Source organism: Hydrogenophaga sp. NH-16 (assembly GCF_004006415.1).
Classification (GTDB): domain Bacteria; phylum Pseudomonadota; class Gammaproteobacteria; order Burkholderiales; family Burkholderiaceae_C; genus Hydrogenophaga; species Hydrogenophaga pseudoflava.
The window spans coordinates 527,980-553,749 of the sequence record NZ_CP029344.1; the positions used below are offsets into that span (position 1 = coordinate 527,980).

A 25,770-nucleotide genomic window follows, 5' to 3' on the forward strand; every position below is an offset into this window, starting at 1 on the left:
CGTGACCGCGCCGTGGCTACGCGCCGTTCAGGCGGAACACCTTGACCGACTCCTGCATCACGGTGGCCTGACCCTTGAGCGAGGACGCCGCGGCGGCCAGCTCCTCGACCATGGCCGCGTTCTGCTGCGTGACCGAGTCGAGCTGGCCGATGGCCTGGTTGATCTGCGCCAGGCCCATGGTCTGCTCCTGCGCGGCGCTGGTGATCTCGCCGATCAGGGTGTTGACCTGCTGGACCGCATCAACCACATGGCCCATGGTGCTGCCGGCGTTGTTGACGAGTTCGCTGCCCCGCCGCACCTGGTTGGTGGAGTCGTCGATCAGATGCTTGATTTCCTTGGCGGCTTCGGAGGTGCGCTGGGCCAGGCTGCGCACCTCGCCGGCCACGACGGCAAAGCCGCGCCCCTGCTCACCTGCCCGGGCCGCTTCCACGGCGGCGTTCAGGGCCAGGATGTTGGTCTGGAAGGAGATGCCTTCGATGACCTGGATGATCTCGCCGATGCGGCTGGAGGAGCGGCTGATGTCGCCCATGGTCTGGACCACCGCCCCCATGGCCTCGTTGCCCTGGCGGGCCACGTTGGAGGCCCTGCCGGCCAGCGACGCGGCCTCCCGGGCCGAGTTGGCGCTGTTCTCGACCGTGCTGGTGAGTTCTTCCATCGACGCGGCCGTCTCTTCCAGGCTGCTGGCCTGCGCCTCGGTGCGCGAGGACAGGTCCTGGTTGCCACCGGCGATTTCGCCCGAGGCCACCTGCACACCCTCGACCTCGTGGCGCACGTCGGTGACCACGGCCATCAGGTTCACATTGAGCTGGTTGAGCGCCCGGATCAGCTCGCCGATTTCGTCGGACCTGTCCGATTCCAGCCGGGCCGACAGGTCGCCCGCCGCCATCCGGTTGGCAAACGCCAGCACCTGTTCGACCGGGGCCACCAGCATGCGCTTGATGAACGCGGCGGCCACCAGCGAGACCACGGCGGTCACGGCGAACGCGGCGAGATGCACCCACTCTGGCATGCCTTCGGTGGCGCTTTCCAGGAACTGGACGCCGAACGCCAGGCCCAGGGTCAGCAGCGAGAGCTTGCGTCCCAAGGTGGGTCGTGTCCAATCGCGCAGCTTGCCGCGCCATCCGGTGCGGACCAGGTGGCCCCGGCGCAGCGCCAGGGTGCGTTGCCCCGATTCGGCTTCGGCGCGCATGCGGGCGTACAGCGACTCTGCCGCCTCGACCTGCTCCCGCGTGGGCTTGGTGCGCACCGACATGTAGCCGGTGACCTGGCCGTTTTCCAGCATGGGCGTGGCGTTGGCCATCACCCAGTAATGGTCGCCGTTCTTGCGTCGGTTCTTGACCAGCGCGCTCCATGGCGAGCCGCTCTGCAGGGTGGCCCACATGTCGCGGAAGGCCTCGGACGGCATGTCGGGGTGCCGCACCAGGTTGTGCGGCTGGCCGATCAGCTCTTCCCGGCTGTATCCGCTGACCGAGACGAAGTTCGGGTTGCAGTAGGTGATGTGGCTGGTCAGGTCGGTGGTGGAGACCAGGGTGACGCCATCCGGGATGACGAACTCCTGCTGGGTGACGGGCAGATTGGTGCGCATAAGAGAAATCCTTTGGAGTTCGCTGAATGACTTTCGTCAAAGGCTCATCCGACTTGAGGCCGCCTGTCTCAAATTGAGACCTTTGGGCGGATCAAGTTTAGGAATTTCCCCGATGCGCAAAGGGCCGAGCAGCGCCAGCAAATGCCCGCTGTTCGAGGGGCTCAGCGCCTGGGTTCGATGTCCGAAGCCACGTAGGCGCCGTTGACCTTCTCCGCCCGGAAGCGCACCTGGTCACCCACCTTGAGCGGGGGCAGGGTGGCCGGGTTCCTGACCTGGAACACCATGGTCATGGCCGGCATGTCCAGGTTCGGGATGTCGCCGTGCTTGAGCGTGATCTTGCCGGCCGCGGTGTCGACCTTGCGGACTTCGGCGTCGACCAGGGGCAGGGGGTCGGCCGCCACCGCCAGTGTGGTGATCAGGCTGGTGGAGGCGATGAGCGTGCGCAGGAAGTGGGTCATGGGTGGCTCCGGGGTTCAGGTGCGGAAATAGGACTTGTAGACGCGGCTGCTGCCGTCGCGCTGGACCAGGACCACGTCGTAGGGGTCCTTGCGGCCGCCGTACTCCGGGCCGTCCATGCCGGGGCTGCCAATGGGCATGCCCGGCACGGACAGGCCCAGGGCCTGGGGCTTCTCAGCCAGCAGGCGGCGGATCTCCGGGGCGTTCACATGCCCCTCGATCACATAGCCGCCGATCAGTGCGGTATGGCAGGAGGCGTACTTCTGCGGCATGCCCAGGCGCTGGCGCATGGCGTTGTTGCCGGTCTCGAAGACCTGCACCTGGAAGCCGTCGCGCTGCAGGTAGGCGATCCAGTCCTTGCAGCAGCCGCAGTTTGGGTCTTTCCAGACCTGCATCACGGGCAGGGCGTCGGTCTTGGTGGCGGGTGCCGCGGCACGGGCCGCGAGGGTGGTGGCGCCCAGCAGGGCGGTGGCACCGAGGAGGAGGGAACGTCGTTGCATGGTGTGCTCCATTCAGGAAAGGATCAGGATTTTGGATTGACGCGGATGGTGCCGCGCATGCCGGCCTCGAAGTGGCCGGCGATGAGGCAGGCGAATTCGAAGTCGCCCGGGCGGTTGAAGGTCCAGGTGATCTCGCCGCGCTTGCCGGCGTTCACGTGGGCCATGTAGGGCTCGTCGTGCTCCATGCCAGGGTGCTTCTTCATCAGCTCGGCGTGGGCCTGCAGTTCTTCGCGCGTGCCGATCACCAGCTCGTGCAGCAGTTTGCCGCGGTTGGCGATGCGCAGGCGCACCGTCTCGCCTTCGCGCAGGTCCAGGTGCGCGGGCGTGAAGCGCATCTTGTCGTCCATGCGGATCTCGATGGTGCGCGTGGCCTCGGCCGGCGCGGCGGCGATGCCCCAGGGCTTCTGTTCGCGCACGACCTCGCGCGGGCCGCCGGCATGGCTGTCGCCGTGGGCGCGCACGGTGGCGGGCAGCAGGACCGGAGTGGCCAGCAGGGCCAGCGTGCGCAGCAGCTGGCGCCGGTGGAGAGGAAGAGCGGTCATGGTGTCGTTGCGGTTCAGTGGTTGTGGTGGCCCGCCGGTTTGCGGGCGGACGCGTCGGTCGGGGTGTTCGGGTCGGTGGTGTTGCCAGGCGCGCGGGAAGCAGCGCCCGGCGTCGGCACCTCGCGCGCCTGCGTACCAGGCGGCATGGTGTACCAGCCCGGGTCGGTGTGGTCGCCGGGCTTCTGGTCGGCGCGCACCTTGAGGGTGGTGAACATGCCGCCCATCTCGATCGGACCGTAGGGGCCGGTGCCGGTCATCATGGGGAAGGTGTTCTCGGGCAGCTCCATCTGCATCTCGCCCATGTCGGCCATGCCGCGCTCGCCCATGAGCATGTAATCCGGCGTGTGGCGCTGGATCTTCTGCACCAGGCCGCGGTGGTCGGCGCCGATCATGGTCGGCACGCTGTGGCCCATGGCGCCCATGGTGTGGTGGCTCTTGTGGCAGTGCATGGCCCAGTCGCCGGGCTCGTCGGCGATGAACTCGATCTGCCGCATCTGGCCCACGGCGATGTCGGTGGTCACCTCGGGCCAGCGCGCAGTCTTGGGCACCGGGCCGCCGTCGGTGCCGGTCACATCGAACTCGATGCCGTGGATGTGGATCGGGTGGTTGGTCATGGTCAGGTTGCCGATGCGCACCCGCACCCGGTCGCCCAAGCGCGCCACCAGCGGGCTGATGCCCGGGAAGACGCGGCTGTTCCAGGCCCAGATGTTCTGCTCCAGCATGGTGTTGACCTGCGGCGTGCGGCTGCCGGGCTCGATGTCGAAGGCATTGAGCAGGAAGCAGACGTCGCGCTGCACCTCGTTGATGAGCGGGTGTTTGCCTTTCGGGTGCGTGACCCAGAAGCCCATCATGCCCATGGCCATCTGCACCATCTCGTCGGCGTGCGGGTGGTACATGAAGGTACCGGGCCGGCGCGCTTCGAACTCGTAGACGAAGGTCTTGCCCGGCGGGATCTGCGGCTGGTTCAGGCCGCCGACGCCGTCCATGCCATTGGGCAGGCGCTGCCCGTGCCAGTGGATGGTGGTGTGCTCGGGCAGGCGGTTGGTCACGTAGATGCGCACGCGGTCGCCCTCGACCACCTCGATGGTCGGGCCCGGGCTCTGGCCGTTGTAGCCCCACATGTTGACCAGGAAGCCGGGCGCCATCTCGCGCACCACGGGTTCGGCCACCAGGTGGAACTCCTTGACGCCGTTGTTCATGCGCCAGGGCAGGGTCCAGCCGTTGAGCGTGAGCACGGGGCTGTAGGGGCGGCCCGCGCCGGTGACGCCGGGCGGCGTCCAGGGCGGAGCGGTGTCGGCCGAGGTCTGCTGCACAGCCTCGGGAATGGCGGCGAGCGCGGCGCGGCCCACGCCGGCGGCGGCGAGCGCGGTGGCGGCGCCGGTGAAGAAGTGGCGTCGTTGCATCTCAGTGGTCCTCGGAAGCAGTGCCGGCGGAGGCCGACGGGGCATCGGTGGCGGTGGCGCGGTAGGGGCCGCCGGCCAGCAGCAGCTGCCAGTCGAGCCAGGCGGTCCAGTAGGCGTGGCGTGCCTGGGCGGCGGCGGTGGCGGCGGCGAGCCGCTCGCGCGTGGCGTCGAGCAGCTCCCAGGTGCTTTGCAGCATGCCGTTGTAGCGCAGCAGGGTTTCCTGCTCCTGCGCAGTCACCAGCGGCAGCATCAGCGTTCCCGTCTGCCGGGCCAGGGCGTGCTGGTCCTGCAGCCGGCCCCAGGCCTCGCGCGCCTGCGAGCGGCGTTCCGTCTCGGCGCGGACCAGGGCGGCCTGGGCCTCGGCGGCTTCGCCCAACGCGTGCTCGCGCGTGAGGCGGGTGTCGGTGATCACCGGGGCGCTGGCGGGCAGGCCGTCGGACGGCAGGCTGGCCGCGGCACCTTCGCGGGCGCGGGCCAGTTGCTCCAGCAGGCCGCCCGGCAGGGCGCCGACCTGTCGTCCGGTGTCGAGCCGCTGCTGGGCCAGCGTCGCGTCGGCCGCGACGACACTCGAGGCGATGGTGTCGATGTCCGGTGTGTCCAGGGTCGTGGGCGGTTCTGGCAGTTCGGCGGGCAACTGCTGCGCCAGCGCCGCGACCTCGCTGGCACTGGTCAGCCCCAGCTCGCGCGCCAGGCGCTCGCGCGCACCGCGTTCGGCCTGCCGGGCCTGCACCAGGGCCAGGCCCTCGCGCGCCTGCGTCACCTGTTCGCGCAGCAGCCGGGCCTGGCTCCAGTTGCCCGCCTGCACCATGCGCCGGCCCAGCTCGGCGCCGCTGTCGGCCACCTCGCTGCGCGCCTGCTGCAGCGCCAGCGCTTGCGCGGCCAGCACCGCGTCCTGCCAGGCCTGGCGCACCCGGGTGATGTGGGCCAGCAGGGCCAGGTGGCGTTCGCGGGCCTGCACCGGGTTGGCGGGCGCGGCACCGAACAGCTCGGGCCGCAGCCGCAGGGCGCGGCGCACCGCCTCGTCGGCGGTCAGCGCCGGTCCGGTTCGGGCCGCCTTGGCCACCGGCGGCAGATGGCGCTGCTCCCACTTCAGCAGGTCGATGTGCCCGCGCGGGAACTCGCCCACGCGCTCGTTGGCCTCGCGCCACTGTTGCCGGGCCTCGCTCAGGGCCGGGTTGTCCGGCGGGGTCGGTGTCTGTGTCTGCGCCCACGCCGGCCACCACGGCACGGCGAGCGCAACAACGGCGGGCCAGGCCCGCTTCATTGCATTCATGGAAATCTCCTGAGGTCACGAACCGGTGCACCGCCCGGCCAGCGAGCGGACGCACCACGGGTGGGTGAGGTCAGGAAATGGGCGGCTTGTGCCCCGGGTGGGGCAGGGCGCTGGCGAAGCGCACGGCGCCGGCGGTCAGGCGCGAGGGGGGCAGCTGTGCCGGCCCGGCGGCCGCCCATGGCGTGGTCACCAGCAGAGGGCCGTTGCAGATGTCGCAGGCGGCGTGCAGGGCCGTTTCGCCAGGGCTGGCGGGATCGGCCACCGCGTGGTCGGCACAGTGGGGCGCGGTGGCGGCATCGGCAACTGCGGCGACCTGAGCCTGCTCCGGGGACGCCGCCATCGAAAGCACCATGGCGTCGCCCGCCCAGGCCCGCCAGGGCAGGAGCACGATGAGGAGGAGGACGAACCAGCGGCGCATGGGGGAAATGATACGTCCCGGTGCGGAAAGTTCAGGCGGGCACGGCGGCCAGCTCGCGCCGGGCTTCCCGGACCACCGTGACCCCGGCGCTGAGCGCCAGCGCCGCCATCACCCCGGCGACAACCAGGTCGGGCCAGGCCGATCCGGTGCCGAACACGCCCAGCGCCGCCAGCATCACCGCCAGGTTGGACAGCGCGTCGTTTCGCGAGCAGAGCCAGACGCTGCGCATGTTGGCGTCGCCGGTGCGGAAGGTGTAGAGCAGCACCGCCACGCCCGTGTTCACCACCAGCGCGATGGCCCCCACCACGCCCATGGTGAGCGGCTCGGGCACGGTGCCGCTGTGCAGCACCCAGGCCGCCTTGCCGATCACGAACAGGCCGTAGGCGGTCATGGACAGGCCTTTGACCAGGGCCGCGCGGCTGCGCCAGACCACCGCCATGCCCAGCACGGCCAGCGACAGTCCGTAGTTGGCCGCGTCGCCGGCGAAGTCCACCGCGTCGGCCAGCAGCGACACCGAGTCGGCCTGCAGGCCGGCGGCCAGCTCGACCACGAACATTGCGAGGTTGAGCACCAGGGCGATCCAGAGCGCGCGGCGCCAGGCCGGGTTGGTGACGCTGTCCCGGCCTTGGGATTCGATGGTGCAGTGATCGTGACATTCGCAGGACACAGGAAACCTTTCGCTGGAGGTGAGTTCGTGCCACGATTGGAAACCTTCAAGTCACTTCAAGGTCAAGCCCATGATGTCGCACGCTTCAAACGAACCCCGGTGGAAGATCGGCGAAGCCTCGCGCCGCAGCGGCGTGGGTGCGGCCAACATCCGCTACTACGAACGCGAAGGGCTGCTGGCGCCGCAGGCCCGCGCCGACAACGACTACCGCCTCTACAGCGAGGACGACGTGCACCGCCTGCGCTTCATCCGGCTGTGCCGCGCGATGGACATGTCGCTGGAGGAGGTGCGGTCGCTGCTGTCGCTGGACCTGGGCCGCAAGGCCGACTGCGTGCGTGCGCGCGAGGTGCTGGACGCGCACCTGGCGCATGTGCGCGAGCGGCTGGCCGAGCTGCGCGCGCTGGAGAAAGACCTGCGCGGCCTGCGCGACCGCTGCGACGGCTCCGACGACCACTGCCACATCATCGAGGCCCTGCACGAGCGGGCCGATGCGCCCCTGGCGGAAGTGGCCACCGCCGGCCCGCGGCGCCACGTCTGAGCGCGCGGGCCGCGGCCTCAGCGGCCGGCCAGAGTGGCGCTGGCCTTGTCGATCCAGTGCTGCACCGCGCCGGTCAGGTCGTTCTGGCTGAAGGAGCAGCTCTCCTCGCTGAACAGCGCGCTGCTCTCCAGACGGTCCAGCAGGTTGTTCAGCACCTCGGCGTAGCGCGGCGGCAGCGCGGCCAGCAGCACCGCGTCGCCGCGGGCCGCGGCCGAAAAGTCCTGCAAGGACAGTTCACCGCGGCGCAGTGCGTCCAGCGACTGCGTGAGCGCCGCCAGCCGAGCGGAGGGATCGGTGCCCATGGCAGTTCTCCTTCAGTGCCCCAGGATCTTGGACAGGAAGTCCTTGCTGCGGTCGGTCTGCGGGTGGTTGAAGAACTCCTCGGGGGTGTTCTGCTCCACCACCTGGCCCTGGTCCATGAAGATCACGCGGTCGGCCACGGCCTTGGCAAAGCCCATCTCGTGCGTCACGCACAGCATGGTCATGCCCTGGTCGGCCAGGCCGATCATCACGTCCAGCACTTCCTTGATCATCTCCGGGTCGAGCGCCGAGGTGGGCTCGTCGAACAGCATGATCTTGGGCGTCAGGCACAGCGCGCGCGCGATGGCCACGCGCTGCTGCTGGCCGCCGGAGAGCTGCAGCGGGTACTTGTTGGCGTGTTCGGCGATGCGCACCCGCTCCAGTTGCACCATGGCCTTCTCGATGGCCACGTTGCGCGGCATCTTGGCCACCCATGTGGGCGAGAGGATCAGGTTCTCCAGCACGGTCAGGTGCGGAAACAGGTTGAACTGCTGGAACACCATGCCGACCTCGCGGCGCACCTTGTCGATGCCCTTGACGTCGTCGCCGACCACGGTGCCGTCCACCGTGAGCTTGCCCTGCTGGTACTCCTCCAGGGCGTTGACGCAGCGGATCAGTGTGGACTTGCCCGAACCGGACGGGCCGCAGATCACGACCTTCTCGCCCTTGGCGAAACTGAGGTTCACGTCGCGCAGCACGTGGTAGCCATTGCTGGCGTACCACTTGTTGACGCCTTCGAACTGGATGATGGGAGCTTCTTGTTGGGTCATGAGAGGCTTTCGTAGCAATGTAGCGGGCGTTCAGCGGACTTTGCTGACAGCTGTGCGTTTTTCCACCCACAGGCTGTAGCGCGACATGGCGAAACAGAACACGAAATAGATCAGCGTGATGAAGAAATAGGCTTCGAGCTTGAACGGGCGCCAGTCGGCGTCGGCGTTGAGCGCCAGCGCCAGTGCGCCGGTCAGCTCGTACAGCGAAACGATGGTCACCAGCGAGGTGTCCTTGAACATGCCGATGAAGGTGTTCATGAGCGAGGGCACGACGGTGGTCAGCGCCTGCGGCAGCACGATCTTGAGCTGGGTCTGCCAGTAGGTCAGGCCCAGCGTGGCCGCCGCTTCGGTCTGCCCCTTGGGCAGGGCCTGCAGGCCGCCGCGCACCACCTCGGCCATGTAGGCCGCCGAGAACAGCGTGATGCCCACCACCACCCGGATCAGCACGTCGATGCTCACGCCATGCGGCATGAACAGCGGCAGCATGAACGAGGCCATGAACAGCACCGTGATCAGCGGTACGCCGCGGATCAGCTCCACATAGAGCGTGCACAGGGTCTTGATGGCCGGCATGTTGGAGCGCCGCCCCAGCGCCACGAAGATCGAGAGCGGGAAGGCCATCGTCATCGACACCACGGTGAGCATCACGGTCAGCGGCAGACCGCCCCACTGGTCCGTGGGCACCTCGGTCAGGCCGAGCACGCCGCCCTTCATGAGCGTGAAGTAGACGGCCAGCATCACCACCCAGACCAGCGGCAGCGCCTTGTTCCAGAAGCGCGGCATGCAGCTGAGGATCACCACGCCCAGCATCAGCGCGGTGGCGATCACCGGGCGCCAGTGTTCGGTGTCGGGGTAGCGGCCCATCACGATGAGGCGGCCCTTTTCGGCCACCACACCCCAGCAGGCGCCGATGCCACGCAGGTTGTTGCAGGCTTCGAGGTTGGCACCGAACACGGCGTTGAACACGCTCCAGTCCAGCGCGTGGGACAGCGCCCAGAATGCCACTGCCACCAGCGCCACGGTCATCAGGCTGTTGCCCACGCTGGAGAACAGGTTGGCCTTGAGCCAGGCAATGGCGCCGGTCTGCTGGCCCGGCATCGGGCGGGCTTCGATCGGTTGGTAGGTTCTCTGCATGTCAGCGCTCCTGGATGGCGGCACTGGCGTTGAACCAGTTCATCAGCGCCGAGGTGAGGAGGGAGAGCGTCAGGTAGACCAGCATCACGATCGACAGCGCCTCGATGGCGCGGCCGGTCTGGTTGAGCGTGGTGTTGGCAATCGAGACCAGATCCGGGTAGCCGATGGCCACCGCCAGCGAGGAGTTCTTGGTCAGGTTCAGGTACTGGCTGGTCAGCGGCGGGATGATCACGCGCAGCGCCTGCGGCAGCACCACCAGGCGCATGGACTGGCGCTTGCTCAGGCCCAGCGAGGCGGCGGCCTCGTGCTGGCCCAGCGACACCGACGAGATGCCCGAGCGCACGATCTCGGCGATGAACGAGGCGGTGTACGTCACCAGACCCAGCAGCAGCGCCAGGAACTCGGGACTGAAGGCCGCGCCTTCCTCGATCTGGAAGGTGCCCTTGACCGGCAGGTTCCAGCCGGTCGGCGCGCCGCCGGCCAGCCAGCCCAGCAGGGCCAGGCCGACGATGAGTGCCAGCGACACCAGCAGCACCGGCTTCTGCTGGCCGGTGAGGTCGAAGTGCTTGCTGGCCTTGCGGGCATACAGCCAGGACCCGACCACACCCGCCAGCAGACCGATGAGCGCCAGCGTCTGGCCCAGCTTCCAGACCGGCCAGGGGAAGGAAAACCCACCCTTGCTGAGGTAGAAGTGGCCCGCCTGCCAGGCCTCTTCGAAGGGGGGCAGGACTTCGGTGAAGACGATGTACCAGATCAGCAGCTGGAGGTAGATGGGCACGTTGCGGAAGAACTCCACGTAGCCGTAGCAGATCTTGCGCGCCAGGAAGTTGCTGGAGAAGCGGCCCACGCCGATCAGGGTGCCGAGGATCGTGGCCAGCACGATGCCGATCACAGCCACCTTCAGGGTGTTGAGCAGGCCGATGGAGAAGGCCGTCCAGTACGTGCTCATGACATCGTACGGGATCATGGTTTCGCTGACATCGAAACCGAAGGGCTGGCCCATGAAGTCGTAGCCGCTCTGGATGCCGCGCTCGCGCATGTTGCGCAGCGTGTTGCGGACCAGCAGCCAGATCAGGGTGGCCACCGAGGCGATGGCGACCACCTGGTAGATGACGCTGCGGCCTTTGCGGCTGTTCCAGGATATCGAGCGCCGTTTTTTTGAGGGAATGGGGCGTGCCTCGATCATGGTCGTTTGGGACATGGTGGAAGCTCCGGGCGGGAGAGGCTAAAAAAATGGCACAAGTGCCCTACGAAACTAGTTCATAGAGCCCTTGTGCCTGCAACGGCCAAGTGCCGTGTGCGACGGGTCAGCGCAGCGGAGCGGCGTACATGAAGCCGCCCTTGCTCCAGAGGTTGTTCTTGCCGCGCGGCAGGTTGATCGGCGTCTTCGGTCCGACATTGCGTTCGAAGCTCTCGCCGTAATTGCCCACGGCCTTGATGGCACGTGCCAGCCATTCCTTGTCCAGGCCCAGGTGCTTGCCCAGGTCTTCAGTGTTGCCCAGCATGCGGCCGACCTGCGGGTCGGTGCTGGTCTTCATCTGGTCGACGTTGGCCTGGGTGATGCCGTACTCCTCGGCTTCGATCAGGCCGTTGAGCACCCACTTGGTGATGGCGAAGAACTCGTCGTCACCGCGGCGGATCATCGGGCCCAGGGGCTCCTTGGAAATCAGGTCGGGCAGGATCACGTGGGCGGCCGGGTCCTTGGCTTCCTTGGCGCGGATCGAGGCCAGACCCGAGGCGTCGGTGGTGTAGGCCTGGCAGCGGCCGGAGAAGTAGGCGCCGGTGGAGGCTTCGAGCTTCTCGAACACCACGGCCTTGATGCCCAGGTTGTTGGCGCGCGAGAAGTCGGTCAGGTTCTTCTCGGTCGTGGTGCCCGACTGCACGCAGACCGTGGCGCCCTTGAGCTGCTTGGCACTGCTGATCTTGCCCTTGTTGACCAGGAAGCCCTGGCCGTCGTAGTAGTTCACGCCCACGAAGTGCAGGCCCAGCGAGGCGTCGCGCGATAGGGTGTTGGTGGTGTTGCGCGAGAGGATGTCGACTTCACCGGACTGCAGGGCGGTGAAGCGCTGCTGCGCCGTCAGCGGCACCCACTTGACCTTGGTGGCATCACCCAGCAGCGAGGCCGCCACGGCCTTGCAGTAGTCCACATCCAGACCGGTCCAGTTGCCGTTGCTGTCGGCAGCGGAGAAGCCCGCCAGGCCCACGTTCACACCGCAGATCAGCTGACCGCGCGCCTTGATGGCGTCTATCGTTTTGCCAGCATGGGCAGGCAGGCTCATCAGGGCCGCCGCGGCGCCCAGTCCCAGGGCAGTCAGTTTGAGGGAATTCAGTTTCATCGGTCACTCCGTTTTGTAGGGAAGTTGTGAACAGCCAGTGGCGAGGCGCACCAGGTCGGGGCACCCCGCACCCGCCGAACGAATGTATTCCCGCCCGGCTGGCCGGCACATCGGGGTTTACGTGGGAAAACTATGCGAAGAATGTATGAACGCATGGCCCGCGGGCCCGCTCCGTGCCTGGCTGCATCGCATCAGCAGGTTCCATGCCAAAGACCTGTCCACGCGCCGTCTCCCCAGCGACATGCGTGCTTTCCTTTTTGCAGCGTCGGCCCGTATGCTGCGACCGAAAAAACACACTAGGAGACAAGCCATGACGAACCCTGCCGCCACCAGCGCCGCACCCGCCGGCCTGCGCCCTCACCACCGCTTCTGGCCGCGCCGGCTGCCACACGCGATCACGCCGCCGGCCACCTCGCTCTGGTTCAACCTGGAGGTCAGTGCCAGGCGCTACCCGGACAAGCCGGCCCTGGTGTTTTTCGACCGCAGCACCTCGTACCGCGAACTGCTCGAACAGGCCGAGCGTCTGGCGGCCCACCTGCATGCGCAGGGTGTGAAGGCCGGCGACCGGGTCATCCTGTTCATGCAGAACTGTCCGCAGTGGGTGGTGGCGCACTACGCCATCCTGCGCGCCAACGCGGTGGTGGTGCCGGTCAATCCGATGAACCGGGCCGAGGAGCTCAAGCACTACATCACCGACCCGGACGTGAAGGTGGCCATTGCGGCCGCCGATCTGGCGGGCGATCTGCTCAAGGCCAGTGCCGAGCTGCCCGAGGCGCAACGGCTGTCGCATCTGGTGGTGGCCCACTACCACGACGCCATCGGACTGGATGCCGACATCCCCCCGGCCTGGGCGGACTGGCTGGCCACCCGGCACCCGCTGCCGGCACTCCCGGGCGGCACCGTGGCCGACTGGGCGGACGCACTGGCCTGCAACGCCGTGCCGCCGGTGCACGACCGCAGGCCCGAGGATCTGAGCGTGCTGCCCTACACCAGCGGCACCACGGGCCTGCCCAAGGGCTGCATGCACACCCACGCGTCGATCATGCACAACGCCGTGGCCGGGCAGTTGTGGACCGGTGGCACGCACGAGAACGTGGCGCTGCTGGTGGTGCCGATGTTCCACATCACCGGCATGGTGGTGGGCATGCACTGCGGGATCTACACCGGCACCACCCTGGTGCTGATGCCGCGCTGGGACCGCGAGCTGGCCGGCCGCCTGATTTCGCAGTGGAAGGTCACGCACTGGACCAACATCCCCACCATGGTGATCGATCTGCTGGCCAGCCCGCGCTTCGACCAGTACGACCTCTCCAGCCTGGTCTTCATCGGCGGCGGTGGCGCGGCCATGCCGCAGGCGGTGGCGCAGCGCCTGTTCGAGCAGTTCGGCCTGCGCTACGCCGAGGGCTACGGCTTGACCGAGACCGCGGCGCCCTCGCACAACAACCCCGCCGACAACCCCAAACAGCAGTGCCTGGGCATTCCCTTCCTGAGCGTGGACGCCCGCGTGGTCGACCCCGACACATTGCAGGAGATGCCGACCGGCGAAGCCGGCGAAATCATCATCCGCGGCCCGCAGGTGTTCAGCGGCTACTGGAAGCGGCCCGACGCGACCGAGGCCGCCTTCATCGACTTCAACGGCAAGAAGTACTTCCGCTCGGGCGACCTCGGGCGTGTGGATGAAGATGGCTACTTCTTCATCACCGACCGCCTCAAGCGCATGATCAACGCCAGTGGCTTCAAGGTCTGGCCGGCCGAAGTGGAGGCGCTGATGTTCAAACACCCGGCCATTGCCGAGGCCTGCGTGATCAGCACAAAGGACGACTACCGCGGCGAAAGCGTGAAGGCCGTGGTGGTGCTGCGCGAGGCCGCCAAGGGCCAGACCACCGAGCAGGACATCATCGACTGGTGCCGCGAGAACATGGCGGTTTACAAGGCGCCGCGCGTGGTGCAGTTCGTCGACGCGCTGCCCAAGAGCGGCTCGGGCAAGGTGATGTGGCGCCTGCTGCAGGAAAAGGAGTGAGCGCCGCTCACTCCTTCGGCACGATGTGCCTGTACGCGTGCCAGGTGGCGTGACCGATCACCGGCCCGGCAACGAACAGGCCCAGGAACACCGGCAGCATCGCCAGCAGGATGATGCCGGTGATCAGCGCGCCCCACAGCAGCATCACGCCCGGGTTCTGCAGGCAGGCGCGGATGCTGGTCAGGCCCGCGGAGATCGCGTCGACCTGGCGGTCCATGATCATCGGGATCGAGATCACGCTGGTGGTGAAGATCAGGCCGGCGAACACCGCGCCGACCACCGTGTAGGTGACCAGGAAACCGATGTTCTCGGGGTCGATCAGCATCGCCAGGATGTTGGCCTTCTCCGGCATGGTGTTGAAGCTCACCGCAAACACCACCAGCGAGGCGCGGCCCCAGAGCATCTCCAGGATCAGCAGCACACCCGCGAAGATCGCCATCGTGCCCTTGGTGGGCCGCCAGGCCTGCAGCGAGGCGCGCAGCGACGGCCGGTGGTCCTGCGTCTGCAGGGCCTTGCTGGCGTCGTACAGGCCCAGGCACAGGAACGGGCCCATCAGCAGGAAGCCGGCACTGAGCGCGAGCACGTAGGCCGGTGCGTTCTGGAACACGGCCAGCAGCGCATGGCCCATCAGGAAGAAGCACAGGCCGTAGAACAGGCCGATGCGCGGGCAGCGACGGAAGTCGTCCCAGCCCAGCTTCAGCCAGCGCAGCGGGTCACCGGCGGACAGCGTCGCCAGTGGCAGCGAGAACACCGAGGGAGCGCGGGCTTCCGCCTCTGCATCCGGTCGTTCATCGGTGGTCTCCGCGGTTTCGGCTTCCGGAGCGGAAGCGGGAACAGCGTGCGCTTGCAAGGCCTCGGCCATGGGGTCTCCTGTTGATAAAAATCAATATAACCATGTGCGCATACAGGGTTTACATGGTTTTCCCGGAGACCCCGGTGCCCGCCGGGTCAGGGCGCCGAGGCCGGATGTGCGCTGGTGCGGTGTGTTCGGCGGACGGGCAGGTCGCTCTGCACCGAGCGCATGTGCAGGGCCAGTGCGGCGTCCAGGGTCTGGGTGTGTTTGGCGAACCAGACCGCCAGCTCACCCGCCATCTCCCGCACCGCCGCCATGTTGCCGGCGCGCGCCAGCGCCAGCCCCTCGCGCATGACGTTCAGCACCACCTTGTGCTGCATGATGTGGTTGTCTGCGGCGGCGAAGCGTGTGCGCTTCATCCAGTCGTCCTCGCTGCCGAAGTGCCGGACGGTGTGGTCGATGACCGCCGACCAGGCTTGCGGCAGTGTCTCGTCGGGCGCGGTTTGCGCCAGCGCCAGCAGGTCCACAAATGTGTGGTGCACCTCGTCCATGGGCGGGAAGTCCAGCAGCAGTGATTCGGACCATTCAACAGTGTTCATTGCGGTACCTCCGTCTGTTGAAGGCAGCTTGACAGCGTGCGCGCGGCCGATCCTTGATCCAGCGCAGAAATCGCGCGCAGACCAGGCAGGATCCGGCTGCTTTTTTGACCGGGTTTGCCCTAGCTCAGACCGCTACACTGCCTGCATGACACGCGCCTTCGACCCTCCCTATTCCCCCCTTGCCCAGTCCGACGCCCATCTGGCCCGACAGGGTTTCAGCCTGCTCGGCGCCAACGATGTGGCGGCATGGCTGGGTGCCTCCATGGCGGATCTGGAGCGGCTGCACGGCGCCTGGAACGATCTGCCCGCGGATGGCTATCTGAAGGACGGTGGGCGCTACCGCCGCCGGCGCCACAGTTGCTTCGTGGTGGACGGTGCGCAGGTCATCGAATCACCGCACCGGGCGCACTGGCAGCCCTTGGAATACAACGCACTGCACGGCGGCATGCAGCGCTGGTTCGAGCCCATGGCAGAACAGACGCGCGCCGATCCGCTGTGGCGGCGCCTCCTGGTCCGGGTCGGCGAGGCGGTATCGGCGCTGCACGGCGAGCGCCCCTGGTATGTGGAGGCGCACCCGTTCCGCATCGACACCACCGATGGCATCGGCCGGCCCACGCCCGAAGGCGCACACCGCGACGGTGTGGACCTGGTGGCCGTGTTCATGCTCGAACGCCACCGCATCAAGGGCGGTGAGAGCCGGGTCTTCGAAGCCGAGGGACCGGCCGGTCAGCGCTTCACGCTGACCGATCCGTGGTCGCTGCTGTTGCTGGACGATGCGCGCGTGATCCACGAGACCACGCCGATCCAGCCGCTGGTGGCGGGCGAGCTGGGCTGGCGGGACACACTGGTGCTGACCTACCGCCGCAACGGATTCCAGGGAGACTGAGGTTTCGCGCCGCTGGCGCGTGCTTCTGCATGGTCCCGGATGTTGGCGGGCAGCCGCGACAGCAGCCAGCGCATCGCCATCGGCACGATGACCAGATCGTCGACCACACCCAGCACCGGGATCATCTCGGGGATCAGGTCGATGGGCGAGAGCAGGTAGAGCACGATGGCCGCCGTGCCGGCCTTGAGCCAGACCGGCGCGTCCGGATGGCCCAGCGCGTACCAGAGCCGCTTCGCGTCACCGCGCACGGCCAGCCAGAGCACCGACAGACGTTTCCACATCGCTTCACCTCCAAGTATGGGGACATCCGGAACACCCGGACAGCGCACAGTGTGGGGCGGTGGACCCTGATTGCAAGAGCAAGGTTCCCCTTGCCAGCGCCAACGCACCCTCCAGCACACGCCGCGGAACCGGCTTCGCCGGGCCGCAGGCGTGGTCCCCCTGGGGGGAAGCCGCGCAGCGGCGCAGGGGGGTCATCTTCGTATGGCGTTGGGAAAGTACATCGCCGTCAGGCTGCGGCTGTGCACGGGAGAAAAGCCTTCGGCCGCCGCGCCGCTGGCTGCGCCGTAACGCCGCCAGTCCCGCACCCAGTGCAGGGCGTCGCAGATCTCGACCAGACCAATCGTCTCTCGGTCGCCGATCAGGATGCCGTGCACCCGCAATCCCAGCCGCTCCTTGGCCTGGCGCAGCGCGGCCAGCGTGGCGGAGGTGAGGCCGAACTCGCCGTCGCTGACGATCAGCACGTCGGCGTCCTGCCAGCCCTGCTGCTGAACCTGTTCGATGGCGCGCTCGATCGGTGTCTGCACATCGGTGCCGCCGTCGAAGGCCTGGCCCATCAGGTCCAGCAGGGCGTCCAGCCCGGCGGCGTCGCGCGTCAGCGGCCGCTCCAGCAGCTCGCCCGGGCCGCCAAAGGCCAGCAGCCGGCAGGCGCGGTCGCCCGCGTGGGCGCTGCGCAGGGCCTGCAGCACGCAGGCCTTGGCCACGTTTTCCGGCGCACCCTGCATCGAGCCCGAGGTGTCCAGGCAGACGATCAGCGGTCCGTGGCCCAGCGGCGCCTCCTGCGGGCGGGCCGTGGCGCCTTCTGGCTGGGGGCGGGGGTTGGGCCGCGGTTCACGCGCCCGGTCGTCGTAGGTCAGCAGCTGCGCTTCGGCGAAGCGGGCGCGCCACAGGCGGCGCAGCACCGGGTGGGTCAGGTTCAGGCTTTCGCTGCCGGTCATGCGGGCCAGCGCCCGCGAGCGGTGCACGCCGTCCACCGCGGTGGGTTCGGGCCGCCGCTCGTCGTCGTCCGTGGGCCGCGGCGCCGCTTGGTCGGCGGCCTGCGCCTGGGGTGTGGCGGTGCGCGCCAGCGGCTGGTGCGCGGCCAGCTCGCGCCGGCCCACACCGTCGATGAACTGGGCCAGCGCCGGCAGGCGTTCGAGCAGGCCGCCGATGCGGCGTGCGTCGGCCCATTCGCGGCGATTGAGCTGGCCCTGGAGGTCGTCCCAGTTCAGGTGCGAGGGGTCGCCCAGCGACTTGAGCAGCGACATGGCTTCTTCCCAGCCCTGGCGCTGCAGGGTCCAGTTCTCGCGGAACTCGTCGGCCATGCGTGCGATGGCCTCGGCGCGGGTCTCGTTGGCGGGGCGTTCGATCAGGCTGTCCAGGTGCCAGAGCAGGCTTTGCAGCATCTGGCGGGTGAGCGAGGTGTTGCCCTGGGTGAGCGCGAGCAGGTCGAGTTCGGTCAGCAGGCGGCGCAGCGGCGCGACCGCCTCGGGGTCGCCCAGGTCCAGCGCGGCGTCGGGCAGGCGGCCGGCGAGCAGCGCGTCGTGCCAGGGCGTGGCCTGGGCCAGCCGGGCCTCGGCCGTGCCGCCGCTGCACACCACCGACCAGCGCCACAGCTCGCGCGCCATGCCGTCGAGGTGGTGGTAGGGGCGGTCGGCGGGGGCCGTCATGGCCGTTTGGAGCTCAGTCTTGCCAGCTGACCGGCGTGGGCACGAACTCGGACGTGTCTTCGGCCAGGCGGGGCAGGGCGGCGAAGCCCCCGTGCAGTTCGGCGAGCCGCGCGGCCAGGGCATCGACCTGCGTGCGGCGCTGGGCGTGCACAGCCTCGATGCGGGCCCGCCACGACGGCGGCAGCCAGCCGTGGGCCTGCGCCTGTTCGAGCACCGCGGTGGCGGTTGCGTGCACCTCGGCCTGCACTGCGCCCAGCCGTTGCTGCACCTCGGCCACCTGCGCCACCCGGGCGCGGATGTGCAGCGCGCCGTAGCGGCGGTGCGCCCGTTCGCTGGTAATGCGCACGAGTTCGCTCTCGCTGCTCGGCCCGGCGATGGCGCGGGCCAGTGCCAGCTTGCCGGCGCTGTCGTCCTGTGCGTCGGCCGGGGCGCGGCGTTCCACGCCCAGCTGCTGCTCGAATGCGGTGGCGGCGCGCTCCAGCCCGTCGATGGACAGCGGCGTGGCCTTCGCCACGGTCTGCAGGAACCAGTCGGTCCAGCCGGGCACCTGGTCCGGGTCGGCGGCCAGGGTGAAGGGCAGCAGCCAGGTGTCCCATGTCGAGACCTCGCTCGCGTCGCGGCTGGCGGCTTGCACCTGCAGCAGCGCGGCGGTCTGGCGCCAGCGGCGGTCGGAAACGGTCTGCTGCGTGTCCTTCGCGCGTTCGCGGGCCGAGGACAGCAGGGCAATCACCTCGTCGCCCAGCCGCACGGCCTGGGCTTGCGCGCGCAGCGCCTGCAGCGAAGCCGACGAGAGCTGCGCATCCGGGTGCGCCTCGCCGTCGGGCAGGGCGGTCTGCAGCAGCGCGGCAAAGTGCGCGTCGTCCACCGGCATCACCGGCACGCGCAGCAGAAAGCGGTCGTAGAAGGCGTGCAGGCTCTCGTCCTGCGGCACCTCGTTGCTGGCGCCGACCAGGCAGACCAGCGGCACGTTGACCCGGTGTTGTCCGTTGTCGAAGCAGCGTTCGTGCAGCAGGCCGAGCAGGGTGTTGAGGATGGCCGAGTTGGCCTTGAACACTTCGTCGAGAAACGCCACCTCGGCGGAAGGCAGGTAGCCGGCGGTCAGGCGTTCGTAGCGGTCGTCTTCCAGGGCCTTGAGCGACAACGGACCGAACAGCTCCTCGGGCACCGAGAAGCGGGTCAGCAGGCGTTCGAAATAGTGCGCGCCGGGCAGCAGGCGCTGCAGCCGGCGCGCGAGTTCGCTCTTAGCCGTGCCCGGCGGGCCGAGCAGCAGCACGTGTTCACCCGCCAGCGCCGCCAGCAGCAGCGCCCGCGCGGCCACGTCGCGCTGGAGCAGGCCGCGCTCCAGTTCGTCAATGGCGGCTGTCCAGCGCATGGCCTTACATGCGTTCAAAAATGGCCGCGATGCCCTGTCCGCCGCCGATGCACATCGTGACGAGGGCGTAGCGGCCGTTGACGCGCTGCAGCTCGTACAGCGCCTTCACGGTGATCAGCGCGCCAGTGGCACCGATCGGGTGGCCCAGCGAAATGCCCGAGCCGTTGGGGTTGACCTTGGCCGGGTCCAGACCGAGTTCCTTGGTCACGGCGCAGGCCTGGGCGGCGAAGGCTTCGTTGGCCTCGATCACGTCCAGGTCGTTGACCGACAGGCCGGTCTTCTTGAGCACGGCCTGCGTGGCGGAGATCGGGCCCACGCCCATGATCTTGGGGTCGAGGCCGGTGTGGGCGTAGCCGACCAGACGGGCCAGTGGCTTGGCGCCACGGGCCTGCGCGGCCTTGGCGTCCATCAGCAGCACGGCGGCGGCCGCGTCGTTGATGCCCGAGGCGTTGCCGGCGGTGACGGTGCCGTTTTCCTTCAGGAACACCGGCTTGAGCTTGGTCATGTCTTCGAGCTTGCAGCCCGCGCGGAAGTGTTCATCGGTGGCGTAGGCCACCTCGCCCTTCTTGCTCTTGAGCATGACGGGCACGATCTGGTCCTTGAAGCGGCCTTCGGCGGTGGCGCGCTCGGCGCGGTTGTGGCTCTCAACGGCCAGCGCGTCCTGCATCTCGCGGGTGATGCCGTACTTGGCGGCCACGTTCTCGGCCGTCACGCCCATGTGGATGTTGTGGAAGGGGTCGTGCAACGCACCGATCATCATGTCCACCATCTTGGTGTCGCCCATGCGGGCGCCCCAGCGCATGTTCAGGCTGGCAAAAGGCGCGCGGCTCATGCACTCGGCGCCGCCGCCGATGGCAATGTCGGTGTCGCCCAGCAGGATGGATTGCGAGGCGCTCACGATGGCCTGCAGGCCCGAGCCACAGAGGCGGTTGACGTTGAAGGCCGGCGTGCCTTCGGCGCAGCCGCCGTTGATGGCCGCCACGCGCGAGAGGTACATGTCCTTCGGCTCGGTGTTGACGACGTGGCCGAAGACGACGTGGCCGACGTCCTTGCCGTCGGTGCCGGCGCGGGCCAGGGCTTCGCGCACGACCAGGGCGCCCAGTTCGGTGGGCGGGCTGTCCTTGAGGCTGCCGCCAAAGGTACCGATGGCGGTACGGACAGCACTGACGACGACGACTTCACGGCTCATGGAATGCTCCTCTGTGGATAGGGTATGGGGTCAACGGCACATGGTAAGGCCAGCACCCTTACGCCGGCCTTGTGCCACGTCAAGCAGAAGACAGGCTCAGACCGTGTGCCGCGCCAGCAGCTTCAAGCGCCCCGGCGCGGCGGGGTCGGCGCGGGTCAGGAACAGCTCGCCCATGGCAGGGTGTTCACCGGTCAGCGCCGTGATGTTCACCTGGTGCGTGACCAGCACCCAGTTGACCGGCGCGCGCAGGGCGCCGACGGTCTCCAGCACCTCGCGGGTCTGCTGCACCGAGTCGCCCTGACCCTGGAAGAAGGAGTTGATGGCGGGCCACACGGTGTAGCGACCGAAAGCCAGCCGCGCGGTGTCGGTGCAGCGGCACCAGGCGCTGCTGCGCACCGCGGCGATGGCGATGTCCTCGCGCCGGAAGGCCTCGCCCACACGGCCTGCCTGTGCGCGACCGGCGGCGCTGAGGTTGCGCTGGGTCTCGCAGCGGCCGAGCGCGAAACCCGGCGGGTCGCCGCCGCCGGGCTCGGTCTGGGCGTGGCGCATCAGCACCACGCAGCCGCCCTGGCGCAACAGGGGCCAGAAGCCGCCTGGCCCGGACTGGGCCTGGACCAGACCGCAGGCCGCACCGGCCGCCAGCAGCAGCGTCTGGCGACGGTTCGGGTGGAGGGTGGTGGTGGGCGGTGGCATGGGGTTGGAGCGGGTTCGCGGACCAGCGATCAGCCCCGCACGTCGGCCACGGGCTCGCCGCCAAAGTCCGGACGCCGCAGCCAGGCCAGCACCTGGGCCGCGGCGTCCTCGGGACTTGTGAGCTGCTGCTGGCACTGGAGTTCCACGAAGCGCTGGAGGTCGGGGAAGCTGGCGGGGTCGCCCGCGCGCAGCTGGGTCTGCATGTCGGTGTCGATCACGCCCGGGGCCAGCGAAACGATGCGGGCGCCATGCGCGCGCCGCCCCTCGTCCAGCGCCACACAGCGCGAGAAGTGGTCCATGCCGGCCTTGGCCGCGCAGTAGGGCGCCTGGGCCGCCATCGCCCGGCGCCCCAGTCCGGATGAGATGTTGAGCACCTTGCGCGGGCAGCGCCAGCCGGCGTCGACCCAGGCGCCGCTGGCGTTCAGGAACGCGGCGGTCAGCAGCATGGGCGCCTCCAGCCCGACCCGCAGGGCCCGGGCGATGCCGTCCGGCGGGCAATGCTCCAGCGGCGCGATCTCCGGGATCACGCCGGCGTTGTTGATCAGGGTGGCGCTGGCCAGGCTGGGCGCGTCCAGCTGCGCCAGCCACTGCTGCAGGCGTGCTGCAACCGGCGCCGGGTCGGCAAGGTCCACAGACCATTGCAGGACCGTGGCGCCTTGGGACTGGGCCAGGGCATCGAGTTCGGGGTTGGTGTGGCGCGAGAGGCAGAGCAGACGCCGGCCCGGCGCGACCAGCTGTCGCGCCATCGCCAGCCCCAGTCCGCGAGAGGCACCTGTGAGGATGACAAGGTCTTGCATGCCACCAGTGTGACAGGACCCGACCAACCTCAGAACGGGCAGGGTGCCTCGAAGCGCATGGGCTGGTCGGTCGCCGGGTGCGGGATCTCGATCGCCTGCGCGTGCAGCAGCAGGCGCGGGGCCATGGCCTGCTGCGCCTCGCTGGCGTAGAGCGGGTCGCCCACGATGGGAAAGCCGATGGCCATCAGGTGCACGCGCAGCTGGTGCGAACGGCCGGTGACCGGCTCCAGCTCCAGCCGGGTCGAGCCCGGGACCGGTGCCGGATCGGGCGCGAGGCGCCAGCGCGTCAGGCTCGGCTTGCCGATGTCGTGGTCGACCTTGCTGCGCGGCCGCGCCAGCCAGTCGACGATCAGCGGCAGGTCGATGCTGTTCCAGCCGTTGTCCGGCTGCGGGTTGTGCAGCTCGCCCGCGACGGCGGCGATGTAGCGCTTGTGCACCCGGCGCTTCTCGAAGGCCAGGCTCAGGCGGCGCTGGGCGTCGATGCCGCGCGCCATCACGATCAGGCCCGAGGTCGCCATGTCCAGCCGGTGCACGATCAGGGCGTCGGGGTACTGCGTCTGGGCGCGGGCGCTCAGGCAGTCCTGGTTCTCCGGCCCGCGGCCGGGCACGGCCAGCAGCCCGGCCGGCTTGTCGAACACCAGCAGGTGCTCGTCGGCGTGGATCAGCGGCAGGGCGTGGGGGCTCACACGATCCGGCGCAGGGCCGCCCCAAGCCGGGTCAGCCCCCGGGCCCGGCACAGACTGGGCCCCTTCCCCGTCCTGGGGCAGCGACCCGCGCAGCGGTGGAGCGTGGGGGCTCATGGTGCCTCGAGCGCGCGGCGCACTTCGTCGGCCGGCAGGCTGCGCGCAGCGCCGAAGCCCGCGATCTGGCGCGCGCCCAGCGGCGCCAGCCGGACGAAGCGGAAGTCGCCCAGCGTGGTCATCATCTCGGCCTCGGGAAAGCGCTGCAGGTAGACCGAGCGCGAGGCCTCGGCCTCGGGGCTGCCGGGTTCGGCAAACCGCGCCAGCGCATCCAGCGTCACGCGCGGCAGGGCGTGCACCGGCTCGCCCTCAGGCTCGGCCGCACACACCAGCAGCGAGACGCGGGGCGTGCGCTGCATGTTGCCGCTGTGGGCCGCCAGACTGCTGACGTGCAGCACCAGTTCGCTGGCGGTACTGTCGATGGCGAAGGGCACCATGGAAACGAACACGCCACCGTGTTCGTCGAGCGTGCCCAGCGCGGCGGTGCGGCGCGCCAGCAGCAACTCGCGCAGGGCCCGGGTCAGGCTGTGTTCTCCCAAGGGTGCCCCCTCAGCGGACAACGATCTCGGCCCGGCGGTTGCGCGGCTCCGGCACGTCGTCGTCCGTGGGCACCACCGGTTCACGCTCGCCGCGCCCCACCGGTTCAATCAGTTCGGGTCGGACGCCCTTGCCGACCAGCAGGTCGCGGATGGCGTTGGCGCGCTCCAGCGAGAGAACGTCGTTGGCGTCGGCCGCGCCTTGGCGGTCGGTGTGGCCGATGATCACGATTTCGCCACCGCTGCGCGCGCGGGTGGCGACCACCACCTGGTCGAGTTCGGCCGCCGATTCGGGGGTGAGGTCGGACGTGCCCGGCTGGAAGTTGAGCGTGAAGCGCTGCGGTGTCGGAGGCACCAGCTTCAGCAGCGCGGGGTAGCGCTCGCGCACCTCGGCCTCGCTGGACTGGGCCGGCTGGAGCTCACCCTTGTGGCCCAGTTCGGCGGCGGCGTAGGGGGAGGCCAGGTCGGCCGAGCCCTGGGCGGTGGACACCACCACGGCGGTGGGGCGGTCGGGCTGGGGCAGGAGGATCACCCGGCCGGCCGGTGCGCAGGCGGCGCACAGGGCGACTGCGGAGGCGGCGGTGATGCACCTGATGAGGGGAAGCGTCATCGGCGCAGTCTACTATCGTCACTCCAGTGGTGACGCAGGTAGTAATAGAGCGGCTCGGGCCTGGGGTTGGCCTCGACGATGAAGTCGGTGCCGCGCACGCCGACCACCGCAGTCGGGGTCTTGACCTTGAAGCGTTCGGGGTTGACCCGGGCCAGCAGGCCGGTGACCACACGCATCGATCCCTGGAGCAGTTCCACCAGCAGGTTGCCCTCCTGGGTGGTGGAATCAAACCGGTACTGGCTCAGGTCGGCGGTGCTGTCAGGTCCAAGCACCATCACCGTGCCGTCCTTGAGCACCATGCTGGCGGCGCCGTCCTGGCCGGTGCGGATGCGTTCGCCTGCGCGAACGGCCTCGCCCGGCTGAACGGCGCGGCCATCGCCGCGACCCAGCCGCACCTCGCCCTGCACCTGCTTGAAGGTGCCGGCACGGGTGTCGGACGCGATGTCTGGGGACTGTGCCGCTGCCACGGAAGCCGCCAGCGCAAGCACAACGGCGGGCGAGGTGCGGAACAGGCGGCGGGCGGACAGGGCGGGCATCTTTACTCCAAATGGTTTAACTCGGCATCCTAGTCGCTGCATTTCGCGTGGCACAAGGCATGCACCTACAATCCGCGACCCGACCGGACTTCCAGTGACATGCGTCACGTTTCTGTCGGCCCCAACCCCCTTTGCCGTGATGACTCCGACCCTGCTGCTGGCGCCGATGGAAGGCCTGCTCGACGCCACGCTGCGTGATGTGCTCACGCGCACCGGCGGCGTCGACCGCTGCGTGAGCGAGTTCATCCGGGTCACAGACACCCTGCTGCCCGAGCGGGCCTTCGTGCGTGTGGTGCCCGAGCTGCTCAACGGCGGGCGAACCCGGGCGGGGGTGCCGGTGCGGCCGCAACTGCTCGGCTCGGACCCTGTCTGCCTGGCCGAGAACGCTGCGCGGCTGGCGGCGCTCAGCCCGTTCGGCGTCGACCTCAACTTCGGCTGCCCCGCCAAGACCGTCAACCGCAGCCGGGGCGGTGCGGTGCTGCTGGACGAGCCCGAGCTGATCGGCCGCATCGTGTCGGCGGTGCGGCGCGCGGTGCCGGCGCACCTGCCGGTGTCGGCCAAGATGCGGCTGGGCTACGGCGACGACCGCGTGGCGGAGGACTGCGCGCTGGCCATCGCCGGGGCCGGTGCCGACGAACTGGTGATCCATGCGCGCACCAAGGCCCAGGGCTACCGGCCGCCGGCCTACTGGGAGCGCATTGCCGAGGTGCGGGCGGTGTTGCCGGCCGATCTGGCGGTGATCGCCAACGGCGAGATCTGGACGGTGGCCGAGGCGCAGCGCTGCCGCGAGGTGACGGGCTGCGAAAGGCTCATGATCGGCCGCGGCATGGTGACCGATCCCGGGCTGGCGCTGGCGATCAGGGGGCAGGGTGGCGTGGCGTGGTCGCAGATCCTGCCGCTGCTGTCGGTGTTCTGGGCCCAGGTGTGTGGCCGGGTCGAGCGGCGGCACCGCGCCGGCCGGCTCAAGCAGTGGCTGAACTACCTGCGCAAGCGCTATCCCGAAGGTCAGCGTGCGTTCGACGAGCTGCGCGAGTCCAACGACCCGGCCCGTGTGGAGGCCTGGCTGCGGGCGCAAACGCTGCCACAGGAGCCCATGCCCGTGCCTGCAGCGGAAATTCCGGTGGCGTGCTAAGGTCCGGCCCCGGTCAA

The 25,770-nt window shown here is 69.1% G+C and carries 29 protein-coding genes; 4 read left to right on the forward strand and 25 right to left on the reverse strand.

Going from position 1 to position 25,770, the window contains the following annotated elements; all coding sequences use genetic code 11:
• Nucleotides 1-16: 16 nt before the first annotated feature.
• The 8 genes from DD542_RS02555 to DD542_RS02590 all read right to left on the reverse strand — a co-directional run bounded on the left by DD542_RS02555 (nucleotide 17) and on the right by DD542_RS02590 (nucleotide 6,844).
• Nucleotides 17-1,585: a PAS domain-containing methyl-accepting chemotaxis protein gene (locus tag DD542_RS02555; protein WP_127803562.1), complete on the reverse strand. Its 1,569-nt coding sequence runs from the start codon at nucleotides 1,583-1,585 to the stop codon at nucleotides 17-19.
• 161 nt (nucleotides 1,586-1,746) lie between these two features.
• On the reverse strand, nucleotides 1,747-2,043 hold the full coding sequence (locus DD542_RS02560) for a copper-binding protein (RefSeq protein ID WP_127803564.1): 297 nt from the start codon (nucleotides 2,041-2,043) through the stop codon (nucleotides 1,747-1,749).
• A 15-nt stretch (nucleotides 2,044-2,058) separates the two neighbouring features.
• Nucleotides 2,059-2,541 carry a DUF411 domain-containing protein gene (locus tag DD542_RS02565; protein ID WP_127803566.1) on the reverse strand — a complete coding sequence of 161 codons (483 nt, stop codon included), beginning with the start codon at nucleotides 2,539-2,541 and terminating at the stop codon, nucleotides 2,059-2,061.
• A gap of 23 nt (nucleotides 2,542-2,564) precedes the next feature.
• Nucleotides 2,565-3,083 (reverse strand): cupredoxin family protein, encoded by a 519-nt coding sequence (locus DD542_RS02570; protein ID WP_127803568.1) that lies wholly within the window; start codon nucleotides 3,081-3,083, stop codon nucleotides 2,565-2,567.
• A 14-nt stretch (nucleotides 3,084-3,097) separates the two neighbouring features.
• A complete protein-coding gene (locus tag DD542_RS02575) occupies nucleotides 3,098-4,486 on the reverse strand; it encodes a copper oxidase (RefSeq protein WP_127803570.1) in 1,389 nt (462 codons plus the stop codon).
• Between the two features lies 1 nt (nucleotide 4,487).
• Complete coding sequence (locus DD542_RS24160) at nucleotides 4,488-5,759, reverse strand: TolC family protein (RefSeq protein WP_127803572.1); 1,272 nt, start codon at nucleotides 5,757-5,759, stop codon at nucleotides 4,488-4,490.
• A 70-nt stretch (nucleotides 5,760-5,829) separates the two neighbouring features.
• Complete coding sequence (locus DD542_RS02585) at nucleotides 5,830-6,147, reverse strand: hypothetical protein (protein WP_127803574.1); 318 nt, start codon at nucleotides 6,145-6,147, stop codon at nucleotides 5,830-5,832.
• Nucleotides 6,148-6,208: 61 nt separating this feature from the next.
• The gene (locus tag DD542_RS02590; RefSeq protein ID WP_079365022.1) at nucleotides 6,209-6,844 is read right to left on the reverse strand and encodes a cation transporter; all 636 of its coding nucleotides are present in this window, start codon (nucleotides 6,842-6,844) and stop codon (nucleotides 6,209-6,211) included.
• Nucleotides 6,845-6,914: 70 nt separating this feature from the next.
• Between DD542_RS02590 and DD542_RS02595 the strand changes: the two genes are divergently transcribed.
• The gene (locus DD542_RS02595; protein ID WP_127803576.1) at nucleotides 6,915-7,382 is read left to right on the forward strand and encodes a Cd(II)/Pb(II)-responsive transcriptional regulator; all 468 of its coding nucleotides are present in this window, start codon (nucleotides 6,915-6,917) and stop codon (nucleotides 7,380-7,382) included.
• A 17-nt stretch (nucleotides 7,383-7,399) separates the two neighbouring features.
• Here DD542_RS02595 and DD542_RS02600 read toward each other — a convergent pair whose 3' ends face one another.
• The 5 genes from DD542_RS02600 to DD542_RS02620 form a co-directional block, all read right to left on the reverse strand.
• Nucleotides 7,400-7,684, reverse strand: a complete 285-nt coding sequence (locus tag DD542_RS02600) for a hypothetical protein (protein ID WP_066150517.1) — start codon at nucleotides 7,682-7,684, stop codon at nucleotides 7,400-7,402.
• A gap of 12 nt (nucleotides 7,685-7,696) precedes the next feature.
• Nucleotides 7,697-8,452, reverse strand: coding sequence for an amino acid ABC transporter ATP-binding protein (locus DD542_RS02605; protein ID WP_127803578.1), 756 nt, complete (start codon nucleotides 8,450-8,452; stop codon nucleotides 7,697-7,699).
• A gap of 30 nt (nucleotides 8,453-8,482) precedes the next feature.
• Nucleotides 8,483-9,586 carry an amino acid ABC transporter permease gene (locus tag DD542_RS02610; RefSeq protein ID WP_127803580.1) on the reverse strand — a complete coding sequence of 368 codons (1,104 nt, stop codon included), beginning with the start codon at nucleotides 9,584-9,586 and terminating at the stop codon, nucleotides 8,483-8,485.
• A gap of 1 nt (nucleotide 9,587) precedes the next feature.
• On the reverse strand, nucleotides 9,588-10,787 hold the full coding sequence (locus tag DD542_RS02615; protein WP_241559660.1) for an ABC transporter permease subunit: 1,200 nt from the start codon (nucleotides 10,785-10,787) through the stop codon (nucleotides 9,588-9,590).
• A gap of 106 nt (nucleotides 10,788-10,893) precedes the next feature.
• Complete coding sequence (locus DD542_RS02620) at nucleotides 10,894-11,865, reverse strand: amino acid ABC transporter substrate-binding protein (RefSeq protein ID WP_241559762.1); 972 nt, start codon at nucleotides 11,863-11,865, stop codon at nucleotides 10,894-10,896.
• A 367-nt stretch (nucleotides 11,866-12,232) separates the two neighbouring features.
• On the opposite strand from DD542_RS02620, the gene DD542_RS02625 reads away from it, so the two are divergent.
• A complete protein-coding gene (locus DD542_RS02625) occupies nucleotides 12,233-13,942 on the forward strand; it encodes a long-chain fatty acid--CoA ligase (RefSeq protein WP_206610755.1) in 1,710 nt (569 codons plus the stop codon).
• Nucleotides 13,943-13,949: 7 nt separating this feature from the next.
• Here DD542_RS02625 and DD542_RS02630 read toward each other — a convergent pair whose 3' ends face one another.
• Nucleotides 13,950-14,804 (reverse strand): DUF2189 domain-containing protein, encoded by an 855-nt coding sequence (locus DD542_RS02630; protein WP_127803584.1) that lies wholly within the window; start codon nucleotides 14,802-14,804, stop codon nucleotides 13,950-13,952.
• 86 nt (nucleotides 14,805-14,890) lie between these two features.
• Nucleotides 14,891-15,334, reverse strand: a complete 444-nt coding sequence (locus DD542_RS02635) for a hemerythrin domain-containing protein (RefSeq protein ID WP_127803586.1) — start codon at nucleotides 15,332-15,334, stop codon at nucleotides 14,891-14,893.
• Nucleotides 15,335-15,479: 145 nt separating this feature from the next.
• On the opposite strand from DD542_RS02635, the gene DD542_RS02640 reads away from it, so the two are divergent.
• A complete protein-coding gene (locus DD542_RS02640; protein ID WP_127803589.1) occupies nucleotides 15,480-16,220 on the forward strand; it encodes a 2OG-Fe dioxygenase family protein in 741 nt (246 codons plus the stop codon).
• On the opposite strand, the gene DD542_RS02645 is transcribed toward DD542_RS02640, so the two are convergent.
• The 10 genes from DD542_RS02645 to DD542_RS02690 form a co-directional block, all read right to left on the reverse strand.
• Nucleotides 16,190-16,501, reverse strand: coding sequence for a YkvA family protein (locus DD542_RS02645; protein ID WP_066150531.1), 312 nt, complete (start codon nucleotides 16,499-16,501; stop codon nucleotides 16,190-16,192). The two genes, DD542_RS02640 and DD542_RS02645, sit on opposite strands and share 31 nt — an antisense overlap.
• A 192-nt stretch (nucleotides 16,502-16,693) precedes the next feature.
• Nucleotides 16,694-18,148, reverse strand: a complete 1,455-nt coding sequence (locus DD542_RS02650) for a VWA domain-containing protein (protein ID WP_127803591.1) — start codon at nucleotides 18,146-18,148, stop codon at nucleotides 16,694-16,696.
• Between the two features lie 13 nt (nucleotides 18,149-18,161).
• On the reverse strand, nucleotides 18,162-19,520 hold the full coding sequence (locus tag DD542_RS02655) for an AAA family ATPase (RefSeq protein WP_127803593.1): 1,359 nt from the start codon (nucleotides 19,518-19,520) through the stop codon (nucleotides 18,162-18,164).
• A gap of 4 nt (nucleotides 19,521-19,524) precedes the next feature.
• A complete protein-coding gene (gene bktB / locus DD542_RS02660) occupies nucleotides 19,525-20,709 on the reverse strand; it encodes a beta-ketothiolase BktB (RefSeq protein ID WP_127803595.1) in 1,185 nt (394 codons plus the stop codon).
• 96 nt (nucleotides 20,710-20,805) lie between these two features.
• Entirely contained in the window at nucleotides 20,806-21,402 is a 597-nt protein-coding gene (locus DD542_RS02665) for a histidine phosphatase family protein (protein ID WP_127803597.1), read from the reverse strand.
• A gap of 29 nt (nucleotides 21,403-21,431) precedes the next feature.
• Nucleotides 21,432-22,199: an SDR family NAD(P)-dependent oxidoreductase gene (locus tag DD542_RS02670; RefSeq protein ID WP_127803599.1), complete on the reverse strand. Its 768-nt coding sequence runs from the start codon at nucleotides 22,197-22,199 to the stop codon at nucleotides 21,432-21,434.
• A 29-nt stretch (nucleotides 22,200-22,228) separates the two neighbouring features.
• On the reverse strand, nucleotides 22,229-22,885 hold the full coding sequence (locus DD542_RS02675) for an RluA family pseudouridine synthase (protein ID WP_241559661.1): 657 nt from the start codon (nucleotides 22,883-22,885) through the stop codon (nucleotides 22,229-22,231).
• A gap of 110 nt (nucleotides 22,886-22,995) precedes the next feature.
• Nucleotides 22,996-23,478 carry a pyridoxamine 5'-phosphate oxidase family protein gene (locus tag DD542_RS02680; protein ID WP_127803603.1) on the reverse strand — a complete coding sequence of 161 codons (483 nt, stop codon included), beginning with the start codon at nucleotides 23,476-23,478 and terminating at the stop codon, nucleotides 22,996-22,998.
• Between the two features lie 10 nt (nucleotides 23,479-23,488).
• Nucleotides 23,489-24,085 (reverse strand): OmpA family protein, encoded by a 597-nt coding sequence (locus DD542_RS02685; protein WP_127803605.1) that lies wholly within the window; start codon nucleotides 24,083-24,085, stop codon nucleotides 23,489-23,491.
• Complete coding sequence (locus DD542_RS02690; protein ID WP_127803607.1) at nucleotides 24,082-24,621, reverse strand: FecR family protein; 540 nt, start codon at nucleotides 24,619-24,621, stop codon at nucleotides 24,082-24,084. Before DD542_RS02690 ends, DD542_RS02685 begins: the two co-directional genes overlap by 4 nt.
• A 139-nt stretch (nucleotides 24,622-24,760) precedes the next feature.
• On the opposite strand from DD542_RS02690, the gene DD542_RS02695 reads away from it, so the two are divergent.
• Nucleotides 24,761-25,753, forward strand: coding sequence for a tRNA-dihydrouridine synthase (locus tag DD542_RS02695; RefSeq protein ID WP_241559662.1), 993 nt, complete (start codon nucleotides 24,761-24,763; stop codon nucleotides 25,751-25,753).
• The last annotated feature ends 17 nt before the right edge of the window (nucleotides 25,754-25,770 follow it).

Excerpts from the sequence above, each read along its gene's own strand:
- DD542_RS02555 (WP_127803562.1), bottom strand. The coding sequence starts at position 1,585 with ATGCGCACCAATCTGCCCGTCACCCAGCAGGAGTTCGTCATCCCGGAT.
- DD542_RS02560 (WP_127803564.1), bottom strand. The coding sequence starts at position 2,043 with ATGACCCACTTCCTGCGCACGCTCATCGCCTCCACCAGCCTGATCACC.
- DD542_RS02565 (WP_127803566.1), bottom strand. The coding sequence starts at position 2,541 with ATGCAACGACGTTCCCTCCTCCTCGGTGCCACCGCCCTGCTGGGCGCC.
- DD542_RS02570 (WP_127803568.1), bottom strand. The coding sequence starts at position 3,083 with ATGACCGCTCTTCCTCTCCACCGGCGCCAGCTGCTGCGCACGCTGGCC.
- DD542_RS02575 (WP_127803570.1), bottom strand. The coding sequence starts at position 4,486 with ATGCAACGACGCCACTTCTTCACCGGCGCCGCCACCGCGCTCGCCGCC.
- DD542_RS24160 (WP_127803572.1), bottom strand. The coding sequence starts at position 5,759 with ATGAATGCAATGAAGCGGGCCTGGCCCGCCGTTGTTGCGCTCGCCGTG.
- DD542_RS02595 (WP_127803576.1), top strand. The coding sequence starts at position 6,915 with ATGATGTCGCACGCTTCAAACGAACCCCGGTGGAAGATCGGCGAAGCC.
- DD542_RS02600 (WP_066150517.1), bottom strand. The coding sequence starts at position 7,684 with ATGGGCACCGATCCCTCCGCTCGGCTGGCGGCGCTCACGCAGTCGCTG.
- DD542_RS02605 (WP_127803578.1), bottom strand. The coding sequence starts at position 8,452 with ATGACCCAACAAGAAGCTCCCATCATCCAGTTCGAAGGCGTCAACAAG.
- DD542_RS02610 (WP_127803580.1), bottom strand. The coding sequence starts at position 9,586 with ATGCAGAGAACCTACCAACCGATCGAAGCCCGCCCGATGCCGGGCCAG.
- DD542_RS02615 (WP_241559660.1), bottom strand. The coding sequence starts at position 10,787 with ATGTCCCAAACGACCATGATCGAGGCACGCCCCATTCCCTCAAAAAAA.
- DD542_RS02620 (WP_241559762.1), bottom strand. The coding sequence starts at position 11,865 with ATGAGCCTGCCTGCCCATGCTGGCAAAACGATAGACGCCATCAAGGCG.
- DD542_RS02625 (WP_206610755.1), top strand. The coding sequence starts at position 12,233 with ATGACGAACCCTGCCGCCACCAGCGCCGCACCCGCCGGCCTGCGCCCT.
- DD542_RS02630 (WP_127803584.1), bottom strand. The coding sequence starts at position 14,804 with ATGGCCGAGGCCTTGCAAGCGCACGCTGTTCCCGCTTCCGCTCCGGAA.
- DD542_RS02635 (WP_127803586.1), bottom strand. The coding sequence starts at position 15,334 with ATGAACACTGTTGAATGGTCCGAATCACTGCTGCTGGACTTCCCGCCC.
- DD542_RS02640 (WP_127803589.1), top strand. The coding sequence starts at position 15,480 with ATGACACGCGCCTTCGACCCTCCCTATTCCCCCCTTGCCCAGTCCGAC.
- DD542_RS02645 (WP_066150531.1), bottom strand. The coding sequence starts at position 16,501 with ATGTGGAAACGTCTGTCGGTGCTCTGGCTGGCCGTGCGCGGTGACGCG.
- DD542_RS02650 (WP_127803591.1), bottom strand. The coding sequence starts at position 18,148 with ATGACGGCCCCCGCCGACCGCCCCTACCACCACCTCGACGGCATGGCG.
- DD542_RS02655 (WP_127803593.1), bottom strand. The coding sequence starts at position 19,520 with ATGCGCTGGACAGCCGCCATTGACGAACTGGAGCGCGGCCTGCTCCAG.
- bktB (WP_127803595.1), bottom strand. The coding sequence starts at position 20,709 with ATGAGCCGTGAAGTCGTCGTCGTCAGTGCTGTCCGTACCGCCATCGGT.
- DD542_RS02665 (WP_127803597.1), bottom strand. The coding sequence starts at position 21,402 with ATGCCACCGCCCACCACCACCCTCCACCCGAACCGTCGCCAGACGCTG.
- DD542_RS02670 (WP_127803599.1), bottom strand. The coding sequence starts at position 22,199 with ATGCAAGACCTTGTCATCCTCACAGGTGCCTCTCGCGGACTGGGGCTG.
- DD542_RS02685 (WP_127803605.1), bottom strand. The coding sequence starts at position 24,085 with ATGACGCTTCCCCTCATCAGGTGCATCACCGCCGCCTCCGCAGTCGCC.
- DD542_RS02690 (WP_127803607.1), bottom strand. The coding sequence starts at position 24,621 with ATGCCCGCCCTGTCCGCCCGCCGCCTGTTCCGCACCTCGCCCGCCGTT.
- DD542_RS02695 (WP_241559662.1), top strand. The coding sequence starts at position 24,761 with ATGACTCCGACCCTGCTGCTGGCGCCGATGGAAGGCCTGCTCGACGCC.